The organism is Sodalis-like endosymbiont of Proechinophthirus fluctus, from assembly GCF_001602625.1.
Lineage (GTDB): Bacteria > Pseudomonadota > Gammaproteobacteria > Enterobacterales > Enterobacteriaceae.
In genome coordinates this window covers 1-9,792 of the sequence record NZ_LECR01000049.1, presented here as the reverse complement: position 1 = coordinate 9,792, position 9,792 = coordinate 1, and the positions used below count along the sequence as shown (strand labels likewise).

The following is a 9,792-nucleotide window of genomic DNA, read 5'->3' as shown; positions in this document are numbered from 1 at the left end:
CCCGCTGGGCGACCCATGGCGAGCCGACGGAAAATAATGCGCATCCCCACGTCTCGGAGCACATCGTGGTCGTTCATAACGGTATCATCGAAAATCATGAACCGCTGTGCGAGCAGCTACGTGAACGCGGCTATACGTTCGTTACACAAACCGATACTGAAGTGATCGCGCATTTAGCGCATTGGGAACAGCGACAGCAGGGCGGCGCGCTCTTTGAGGTGATGCAGCGGGTCGTAGGCGCGCTGCGCGGCGCCTACGGCACAGTCATTATGGACATCCGCGATCCCAGCATGCTGGTAGCGGCGCGCTCCGGCAGTCCTCTGGTAATTGGTCGCGGCATCGGCGAGAACTTCCTAGCCTCCGATCAACTGGCGCTGCTCCCCGTCACCCGCCGCTTTATGTTCCTCGAAGAGGGCGAAATCGCCGAAATTACCCGCCGTACTGTTCGGGTATGGGACCAGGCCGGCGAGAGCGTGGAGCGGCCCGAAATCGAATCACAGGTAAAATACGACGCCGGCGATAAAGGGCTGTACCGCCACTATATGCAAAAGGAAATTTTTGAGCAGCCGCAGGCGATCAAAAACACTCTGGAAGGCCGCTTTAGCCATGGAGAGATAACGCTCTCAGAACTGGGCGACGGCGCTGATGCGTTACTACGCCAGGTGCAGCACGTGCAGATTATTGCCTGCGGCACCTCCTACCACTCCGCCATGGTCTCCCGCTATTGGTTCGAGGCCATGGCAGGAGTGCCATGCGATGTAGAAATTGCCTCCGAGTTCCGCTACCGTAAACCTGCTATGCGCCCAGGCAGTTTATTGATCACCCTCTCCCAGTCCGGCGAGACTGCTGATACCCTGGCAGCACTGCGGTTGACCAAAAAAGCCCTCGGCTATCTGGGTTCGCTTGCCATCTGTAATGTCGCCGGCTCCTCGCTGGTGCGTGAATCAGATATGGTACTAATGACCCGGGCCGGCACCGAAATCGGCGTAGCCTCTACCAAGGCATTCACTACCCAGCTGACGGTACTGTTGATGCTGGTGGCGCGTATAGGCCACCTGCGCGGTATGGACCAGGAGATAGAAGAAGATATCGTTCATGCTCTACAAACGCTACCGAGCCGCATCGAGCAGATGTTGTCGCTGGATAAGCCCATTGAAACGCTGGCTGAAGGATTCTCCGATAAACATCACGCACTGTTTTTAGGCCGCGGCGATCTTTACCCTATTGCCATGGAAGGGGCGCTGAAACTGAAAGAAATCTCTTACATTCACGCTGAAGCTTATGCTGCGGGAGAACTGAAACATGGCCCGCTGGCGCTGATCGATGCCGATATGCCGGTGATCGTCATCGCCCCCAACAATGAATTATTGGAAAAACTGAAATCCAATATCGAGGAAGTTCGCGCCCGTGGGGGATTATTGTATGTTTTCGCGGAGCAGGATGCCGGTTTTACCGCCAGCGAAAATATGAAAATTATCCCGTTGCCTCGCGTGGAGCAGATTGTAGCGCCAATTTTCTATACCGTACCAATGCAATTGCTTGCCTATCATATCTCCCTGATTAAAGGGACTGATGTCGATCAGCCGCGTAATCTTGCTAAATCGGTAACGGTGGAATAACCTTAATTACAAGTGTCGTCGTTGTACTAGTGCGCTCAGACAGTGCCAACTGTCAAAGACAGTGATGATTTCAACGGAGTGTATGGGTAGATTACAGTCATCTCCGCCGTTGCTGCATTTTAGCGAAAACAAAGAATAAGAGACCCCAGACGCTACCGCTACCTCCGCCGCGAGAGAGGGATAGCGCCGGCGCAAGGGGTAAAACAGACTTAATAGATACAATATGTCTGGTGGTCAGACGTTTAGGCGGTAACATTCAGACGCAACCGCAATGCGGTATTTTTTGCGAATCCCCAGCGGTAGGTCTCACTGTTAAAATTGTGCCGTTTTCGTCGAAAGACGCAGCTGGCGACAACGGAATACGTCCACCTACCAGGCCGCTACTTCTTCTTGACCTGCTGGAGGACGGTGATACTACAGGCAGCCGATTCTCTTTTCGACCTTTTTGGATCTGCCCGGCCATTTTGCTGGCCGCTTCGCTGTGCAACTCGGCCTTCTCAGCGCCGGCGGTCGGGGAAAATCCTCCCGTGCTACACGAACTAGATTACATAATACATCACGTTGTACCGGTTACCATCGCCAGCAACACCTACCGGTTTGTTCTGGATGCTGATGCCAGCTGTACCGTGATTAATGATGAATGACTGCCTCAAACCCTAGCCCGATCTGTGATGCCCGATGAAATTACCTCGATCTTTCGTACTATTATGGCTAACGGCGCCAGCAATGCCCAGGGAAAGCTCGGCGCTGATCAGGTTTCATTATGGCGTTCACTGCCGATAACGCTTGGCAGTTATATGCTGCCGGGCATCAATCCCTGGCCGGCTATCGATTTGGCTATACTTTAGCCAATCTCTCGGGGAAAAGGTGGATAGCATTCTGGGCGCGGAAGTTTTCCGTCAGTTGATATGGGGCAGTGGACAATCGTAGCCATCAATTGACTGTCTGGTATCATTCTCTATCGTTGGAGGACCAGTTAGGCCACTCTCACTCTTCCCGGTGGTGCTGGCGGACACGCCGGCGGACAAATTAACATTGGTCATCGAGCGCAATGATGAACGGCGCACTCTGCAGTTATAGCGGTAAGCGTGGTGTTGTTCATGTGCCAACACACTAGGAATTGTTATCTAACTGTCATATTTTGTACATCTTTCTGCTACCAAACTTACCTATTTTTACTCCTGCACGGTAGTCATATTTACTGATAATAAGTATTAGATTTCGACATTTTTTATTCCATAGGGAGGGATTATGAAACTGATTCTTACCACCTTTCCACCTCTTTGCCGGCATGCTTGTGGCCTATTTTACTCTGGCGGTGGTGCCCGCTTTTGCTGCAAGCCAGCCTAATCGGTGCAGGTGCGACCTTTTTCCGGCGCTGGTTGGTTTACGCTAACTTAGTAGATTCCTATCAAAAATCCACTGGCGTAAAAGTTAATTATCGAGGCATCGCGGTTCCTCCGGCGGCGTAAAATCAATCATCATTAATACCGTCGATTTCGGCGCATCCGCCGTGCCGCTGAGCGATGAACAACTTAATTAAAGACGGCCTGTTCTAATTTCCCACCTTTATCGGTGGCGTCGTGCTGGCGATCAACGTGCCAGGCGTGAAGAGCGCCGGCGAGCTGACACTGGATGGGAAAACGCTGAGTGACATCTATCTCTGTCAAATCAAAAAATGGAACGAAACGGCGATAACCAAACTCAACCCTAGGCTGAATCTGCCAGATTAGGAGATTATAGCGGTGTACCGCACCTTATGGTTCAGTCACCTCGTTCATTTTTACAGCTATATCGCCAAGGTAAATCCTGACTGGAAACAGAAAATCGGCGCCGGTTCGACGGTCAACTGGCTATTAGGAAAGCAATGACGGCGTAGCAACTTTCGTACAACGTTTACCCGGCGCCATCGGCTATGTGGAATATATCTACCAAACAAAACCATCTCGCCTACACCAAATTGATCAAAGCCGACCGCGAGCTAGTATCTCGTACCGAGCAATACTTCAGCGCGGCGGATAAAGGCGACGATTGGGAAAACTCCTTCGCTTAGGACTTGACCAATTAGCCGGGCAGCGACGCATGGCCGATTAACATACACCACGTTAATGTTGTTGCTGTACAAATAACAAAATCGTCCCGAAAAAGGAAAAGAAGTGCTGAAATTCTTTCATTGGGTCTATAGAGCTAAGACGTGCAACAGGCCAGCCAACTGGACTATACGATACGGCGGTGCTTGATACGGTCACTACCTGCATCCGTGAGACGCGTGGAAAACTGAGCTGAAAGGTAGCGATGGCAAGGCCGTTTGGTAACGGCGTTTTTCTCCTGCGAGAGAATCATTTTGATGTGAGCAAGCTATGGTGGAAATGAAAGCAGTGATACAAGTGCCGGGTAAAAGGGGCGTCTTATATTCGGAACACTGGTACGCGCGGCGGCGCTGGATCACCTGATCACGTTACTTCTGTTAGGCAAGATTAGCATCTCGCTAGCGGCCATCTCCAGTATTGTTATGGTATGTGGGGTTGTTCGTCTTTGCCCCACTACCCGCCAGCTATTTCCAATAGCTGCTGGGAGAGGAGAGGTACTGCTGGCAGTCCGGTTGTGGGTGCGCTGTTTTCCTATCCGGCGTTTGGTATCGGCATGTTTGCAGCGGCGGGTATCATTGTGCTTGCTATTATGATTATTCCCTAATCGCTGTGGTCATGCGTGACGTCTTTGAGCAAGTACCAGTGCTGATGAAAAGTTGAATAACATGGGAAGTGATTTGGCACATCGTTCTGCTGTTTACCAAAAACTGGGTTATATATGGTGTGATGCTGGGGTTGGGACGCGCCCTGGGAGAAACAATAGCGGTGACCTTTATTATAGACAATACCTACCAACTTGACAGTCTGTTGCTATTTTATGCCGAGAAACAGAATCATCTCGGCACTGGCCAATAAATTCTCCGAGGTAATGGTACTAAGACTTATCTTGTTCTTCATCACTTTTATTGTGCTGGTCTGTTCGCGCGATTAATGATAAGATGACTAAAGAAATATAGAAGGGCAGCAGTTTGCTGAGTTTGTGGGAAACGCTTATCAGTACGCCGCTTGGCGTACTGGCCGTGGTCTATCTGGCGGAGTTGGCCACCGGTCATAGCTGGCGGAGGTGATTAGTTTCATCAACGATATCCTGCTGTCCGCGCGCTCAATCGTAATTGGTCTTTCTGTCTACAGACTGGTGGTGTGACCCCCGGATGTAGCATTTCTCCGGCTAGGCCGGAGTGATCGTGCTGGCGCTGTTGCAGGTTCCTATCGTTATTCGCACCACCGAGAATATGATGCGCCTAGTTCCCGATACGCTGCGCGAAGCGGCCTACGCGTTAGATACCACGAAGTGGAAAATGATTTCCGCAATCACCATGAAAACTTCCCTATCCGTTATTTTGACCGGGGTGCTGCTGGGGCGGTGGTGCGCGTCGCGGGCTGGAAACCACGCCGCTGCTGTTTACATCGTTGTTCAATCAATTCTGGAGTACCCAACCTAATTCAGTCTATCGGTAATCTACCGGTCACGATCTTTAAATTCTCCACGAGTCCGTTTGTGGAATGGCAGAGGTTGGCCTGAGCCAGGATGTTATCATTACCCTGTGCGCGCTGCTATTGCTGAATATTATCGCCCGCACGATGTTTGCCAGGAAAACCATTAGGCGCCGTCGGCGATTGTCGCTGAGGATAGGAGAGAAGCATGAACCCAATTTACTCGGCCGGTGACATAAGTTGCAGGTCAGGGACCTCAATTTTTATTACAGTAAATATCATGCGCTGAAGAATATAAGCCTCAATATTAAACGTAATAAGGTTACGGCGTTTATCTAGCCGTCCTTCAGTTACATTAATAGCCCAATACCGGCGATGTGTCTCTACTTTGCGATTAGGTGGGAATGGTCTTTCAAAAACCAACGCCATTCCCCGATGTCGATTTATGATAATATCGCCTTTAGCATGCTGTTATTCGAGAAACGCGCGCGGAGATGAATGAACGGGTGCAGTGGACACTGACCAAGGCCGCTCTGTGGAACGAAACTCGCGACAAGCTACATCCAAAGCGGCTATAGCCTTTCGGGAGGCCAGCAACAGCGTCTTTGCATCGCGTGTGGTATTGTCTCTGTCCTGACGTTTTGCTTCTGAATGAACCCTATTCGGCGCGATCCGATCTTGACTAGACGGATAGAGAAACTAATTTCCGAACTGAAAAGCGACTATATGTTGGCCATCGTAATGCATAACATACAACAGGTAGCGCGCTGCTCCGATTACACAGCTTTTATATACCTGGGCGAAATGGGTCGAATTCAGCGATACTGCAGTCTTTTCACCGCGCCACAGCACAAACAGACTGAAGATTACATCACAGGCCGCTATGGTTAATCACGAGGTACGTCATTGATAATTTGAATATTAATAAACATATTTCCGGCCAATTCAACGCTGAATTGGAGCATATCCGCTCTCAGGTTATGGCAATGGGCGGGCCTTGGTGGAACAGTAGTTATCCGACGCTATCATCGCCATGCATAACCAAAATATAGGGCTGGCCCGGTGCATAATCACGTGCAATACCAGTGTGAATATGATGGAAGTAGCGATCGACGAAGCGTACGACGATGTTTACCCCTGAGACTACGGGGCGAGAGCATTAATATGGGTTACTGAGAGCGGCAGTAGGTGTATTGACCATGACAATGGCTTAGATGGATACACCGGGGTTATCTTATCGGTTGCGGTCAGAACAACGTCGTGAAGGATTCGGCCGCCCGCTGCCTGTTTTGTTTAACTTCCCGATTCGGTGGACAAAGTAGGCGCGGAAAGATGCTGCTTATGCCATAGACTGGTAGCGCTGCGCTGACCACATTCTAACTTCTGGTCACAGAATGCCTTGGTGTCCAACTGAGAGCGATCCAGTATCATCTCCACCGCCATTTGCAGATTGGTGCCGGTAATGACTTTATATCCGGGATGATCAAGGGCAATATTGGCCGCTTCACGAAAAGTACATCCGCCTAGCACATCGCTTAGAAAGACTATGCCATCGTCGTCATCATAGGCACCGGCGTCCGCCAGCCGTTGCCACAGCGCCTCAGTGCTGTATCCCATCGGGAAAATCCACTGCCATACACAGAGTTTGCTGGCCTGCGGCCTGTTCCACCTCCTGCAGTAGCCTGCTAGCGAAAGCGCCGTGTCCGGTAATAATCACTCCAACATAGTTCCTCCTGACTTACAGCAGGCCGATGGCTTTACCTACCAGCAATGCCGATAACGACCGTCAGATAAGCTTCACTAGAAAAAAACTGCATTTCATCAGCCAATACTTCAGCAGCGTGAAGCACAAAGGCAGCAGATTCGGCATGAGTTTATCCAGTACATCAGTCTGCAGCGCTACGTATGCCTTGCCGGCATGCATCACCAGCGGCATCGACAGCTTATACATACGACGCTACCAGCGCACCTATTATCACATTCGGCGATTATGCACCCGATAGTGGTACCATTCCCATTCCACCAGCTTCAGTTTACTGCCCACTAAAAGGCCAGCATGAACGTCGCCTAAAATGAGCCTCACCAGCGAGCCCTACCACTACACCGACCGGTGAAAGTGTATCAGTCCAGTTAAACATATCCACGCTATCCAGGCCCGATAGCATGCCAATCAACAGCGCCTTGGTAAGTATAATCTATCCTCTTATCAATCCAATAGCCAGTTAACCAGCTCGCTTCTTTCTTCCGGCACGCAACGAATCTCTCGCATTGCACTCCCAGGTGCGTCAGCTCGCGAAACGCCGCAGTATTATTATTGTCCACCGAAATAGTTTTATGAATTTGCCAGTTTGCCGTCGGCAAAATGCATATTGTGAGCGTTAACCGCGTTCATAGGCACATCACCGCGTACTAGAGTCAGTATAGTCCTACGGCGTTTTGCAAACGATAAAAATTCTCTGAAGTGACGCGATGAATAACGTCAATCGTTTTTTTGCAGGGTTGAAATAGCAGGTTTCCACGCCAGCCGACCACTATATCCATCAGGCTTTGCTGCACTGGATTGCTGGCGGGCCTAGCCTGATCGTTGCCCACCAGTATAAATTTGCACTCGGGGAATTATCCCCAGCTTACGCCCACTCGGCTATGTACCCAGACTTATCAATCCGGGTCAATAAAATATTCGGCATGGTCACGCGTCTTCCTTCTACTGTCTGCCTTGACAGGCACCATGACATTAGGGGTAAAGGGTTACGTTGTACGACGCGGTTCACTTCGTCGGTGTCGGATGTTATCCCGAGCGCTAGCGAGGTTTCCAACGTCAGCAGTTGCAAGAACATCATATACGGCAGGCTGAGCCAGATATAGTCATGCGCACCGAAGACGGCGAGCGTTTCTGGTATATCAGCGTCCATATCTCCGCTCAGCGCCAGGGCCGCGTCTTTGCACAGTTTGTGTCGTATGCATAAAACCGCGCTCGTAGCCATATCGGGCAGGGATCTTTAGATAACAGCAGCACCAGTGTTCCACTGTTTATCATGAAGTTGGCTATAACGTAAACCCAGCGGTGTGTCGTAACGCGAGGCGATACGGCCAGCAATCAGCTCGAGGGTTTTCAGCGCAGTCTCTTAGGCGACGCTGGATAGACAACCCACGCTGAGATACATTACGCGCGTGAATCCGCCGTAAGCCAATGGCTTAATGTTTTGCTGCTATGACGCCTGTTGCTGGTCGCACCAATCGACAACCGATTGCAGCATTTCTCCGCTCTGTGCCAGTGGGCCCAAGGACCCAGCATCAGCAGCGTCGCCGGCAGCATGCAACTAAAGCTGGAGGTCATGGCGAAACCCTGAATCCAGCGTTTCCGTCGGAATGAGGAGGGTACGTCCACGTTCCGGATCTTGGCCAAAACGTGCCAATTCTCCCTAAGTGTTACAGGTGATAACGAGGTGATGGCAGTCCGGCAGAGAGAGCCATGGTACGGCTGATAAATTAAGAAGAGCTAGCGTCGCACAGCACAGCATGATGCACAAGTCCGGCTGGCGCAGAAGTCTGTCAAAGACGAATTGTTGATTGAGCATGGGCCCCGCCCCCGCCAGTGGGATCGCAATGCACAACTTTTTCCAGATAGCATAAATCGTTGCGAATAGTGACGCAGGAAACGCCGAACTGTTGGCGCAAACGATGCGCACGTTACCCGTCATCTATAGTATTTTGATGATTTTTTTTCACGACAACTCCACGGTGTTCAGTGCAATGTTATTTTTCTCCTGGTTACGGCAATGTCAGTCTGCAGGGTAAGGGGTGTAAAAGGATATTACCCTTGACCTCAATTTTTTACAGTAAATGCCGTAGTAGGAGCGTGTTGTGAGCACGGTGTCACAGCTTATTTTTTATCGATAAATGTCTAAAAACACTTTCTTTTCACTTTCAAGCGAAAGAGAAAATACCACACGTAGTGTGCTTAAATAAGGTTGGGAAATCGCATGTTACGTCACGCTGATTTCCATAGGATAGGAGAAAACGAAAAATCTGGTATCGATTTTACCCGAGTTGGATTCACATTTTACATGTGAGCCCGATCTCAAAATTAATAATGAACGGCGGCTTCTGCACGACGACATCGCTTGTGATGGCAATGACGCAAGCCTGAAACTGGTAAGCCATTGGTCAGCCACCTATTATAGTTAACTCATTGTGGAAATTTAGCGCGGATAGAGGAGAACGTTTAAATGCCCTTTCACTGACCCTGCACCTTCCCAGCACAATCCGCCGATGGCCCACGGCAATGTGTCGCCGAGCCGGGGATGGCGCAGTCTGTGTACGTTTATCTCCCACTTTTCCATAAATGATCCGTTGACGCAAGGATAACCCGGCAACCTTTAGGAGTAACCCAACCCGGTCATTGCCGCTCAGTGGCGGGTTGCCTATGGGAAGATGCAGTGCCGGACATGACAAAAGGACATCCTGTTATCGATACCACCGTCCCGCCTGCGCAGCGGCGATATTATTATCTCCAAACCCTTATTAGAGTGCTATTCACCTTTTTATGGGTAAAGTAAGTGAATATAGTGGACCAATTGGAGCTAGATCCCGCAACGGGTGGCCCGGGAACAATTAGCCATGGGTGGCGCAAGCGGAAAGCCTGCGCA

At 50.4% G+C, this 9,792-nt stretch carries 7 protein-coding genes and 7 pseudogenes; 9 read left to right on the top strand and 5 right to left on the bottom strand.

Annotation, left to right across the window (positions count from 1 at the left end; translation table 11 throughout):
• The 3 genes from glmS to BG74_RS13395 form a co-directional block, all read left to right on the top strand.
• On the top strand, window positions 1–1,619 hold a 1,619-nt coding region (gene glmS / locus BG74_RS05725), incomplete at its 5' end, for a glutamine--fructose-6-phosphate transaminase (isomerizing) (RefSeq protein WP_244267352.1).
• Window positions 1,620–1,849: 230 nt separating this feature from the next.
• Window positions 1,850–2,263: a hypothetical protein gene (locus BG74_RS05720; protein WP_066597218.1), complete on the top strand. Its 414-nt coding sequence runs from the start codon at window positions 1,850–1,852 to the stop codon at window positions 2,261–2,263.
• A 63-nt stretch (window positions 2,264–2,326) separates the two neighbouring features.
• On the top strand, window positions 2,327–2,467 hold the full coding sequence (locus tag BG74_RS13395; RefSeq protein WP_204376331.1) for a hypothetical protein: 141 nt from the start codon (window positions 2,327–2,329) through the stop codon (window positions 2,465–2,467).
• A gap of 51 nt (window positions 2,468–2,518) precedes the next feature.
• Here BG74_RS13395 and BG74_RS13390 read toward each other — a convergent pair whose 3' ends face one another.
• The gene (locus tag BG74_RS13390; protein ID WP_187202692.1) at window positions 2,519–2,728 is read right to left on the bottom strand and encodes a hypothetical protein; all 210 of its coding nucleotides are present in this window, start codon (window positions 2,726–2,728) and stop codon (window positions 2,519–2,521) included.
• 182 nt (window positions 2,729–2,910) lie between these two features.
• Between BG74_RS13390 and pstS the strand changes: the two are divergent.
• The 6 pseudogenes from pstS to BG74_RS10940 all read left to right on the top strand — a co-directional run.
• Window positions 2,911–3,934 (top strand): annotated as a pseudogene (gene pstS, locus BG74_RS05715) (phosphate ABC transporter substrate-binding protein PstS).
• A 196-nt stretch (window positions 3,935–4,130) separates the two neighbouring features.
• Window positions 4,131–4,640, top strand: a pseudogene (locus BG74_RS17120) (ABC transporter permease); the annotation flags it as partial.
• 28 nt (window positions 4,641–4,668) lie between these two features.
• Window positions 4,669–5,305 (top strand): annotated as a pseudogene (locus BG74_RS05705) (ABC transporter permease subunit); the annotation flags it as partial.
• 78 nt (window positions 5,306–5,383) lie between these two features.
• Window positions 5,384–5,479: pseudogene (locus BG74_RS20610) on the top strand (phosphate ABC transporter ATP-binding protein); the annotation flags it as partial.
• A gap of 52 nt (window positions 5,480–5,531) precedes the next feature.
• Window positions 5,532–6,034, top strand: a pseudogene (locus BG74_RS05700) (phosphate ABC transporter ATP-binding protein); the annotation flags it as partial.
• A gap of 14 nt (window positions 6,035–6,048) precedes the next feature.
• Window positions 6,049–6,263: pseudogene (locus BG74_RS10940) on the top strand (phosphate signaling complex protein PhoU); the annotation flags it as partial.
• Between the two features lie 173 nt (window positions 6,264–6,436).
• Here BG74_RS10940 and BG74_RS05695 read toward each other — a convergent pair.
• The 4 genes and pseudogenes from BG74_RS05695 to BG74_RS20600 all read right to left on the bottom strand — a co-directional run bounded on the left by BG74_RS05695 (window position 6,437) and on the right by BG74_RS20600 (window position 8,844).
• The gene (locus tag BG74_RS05695; protein ID WP_244267351.1) at window positions 6,437–6,760 is read right to left on the bottom strand and encodes a PTS sugar transporter subunit IIA domain-containing protein; all 324 of its coding nucleotides are present in this window, start codon (window positions 6,758–6,760) and stop codon (window positions 6,437–6,439) included.
• A gap of 169 nt (window positions 6,761–6,929) precedes the next feature.
• A pseudogene (locus BG74_RS10935) lies at window positions 6,930–7,119 on the bottom strand (PTS system mannose/fructose/sorbose family transporter subunit IID); the annotation flags it as partial.
• A gap of 651 nt (window positions 7,120–7,770) precedes the next feature.
• A complete protein-coding gene (locus BG74_RS20605; RefSeq protein ID WP_066597214.1) occupies window positions 7,771–8,127 on the bottom strand; it encodes a phosphoheptose isomerase family protein in 357 nt (118 codons plus the stop codon).
• A 438-nt stretch (window positions 8,128–8,565) separates the two neighbouring features.
• Entirely contained in the window at window positions 8,566–8,844 is a 279-nt protein-coding gene (locus BG74_RS20600; RefSeq protein ID WP_244267350.1) for a hypothetical protein, read from the bottom strand.
• Window positions 8,845–9,792: the final 948 nt, after the last annotated feature.

Bases quoted from the DNA above. Each gene is read 5' to 3' on its own strand.
- BG74_RS13395 (WP_204376331.1), top strand. From the start codon at position 2,327: ATGGCTAACGGCGCCAGCAATGCCCAGGGAAAGCTCGGCGCTGATCAG.
- BG74_RS05695 (WP_244267351.1), bottom strand. From the start codon at position 6,760: ATGGGATACAGCACTGAGGCGCTGTGGCAACGGCTGGCGGACGCCGGT.
- BG74_RS20605 (WP_066597214.1), bottom strand. From the start codon at position 8,127: ATGGCTACGAGCGCGGTTTTATGCATACGACACAAACTGTGCAAAGAC.
- BG74_RS20600 (WP_244267350.1), bottom strand. From the start codon at position 8,844: ATGACGGGTAACGTGCGCATCGTTTGCGCCAACAGTTCGGCGTTTCCT.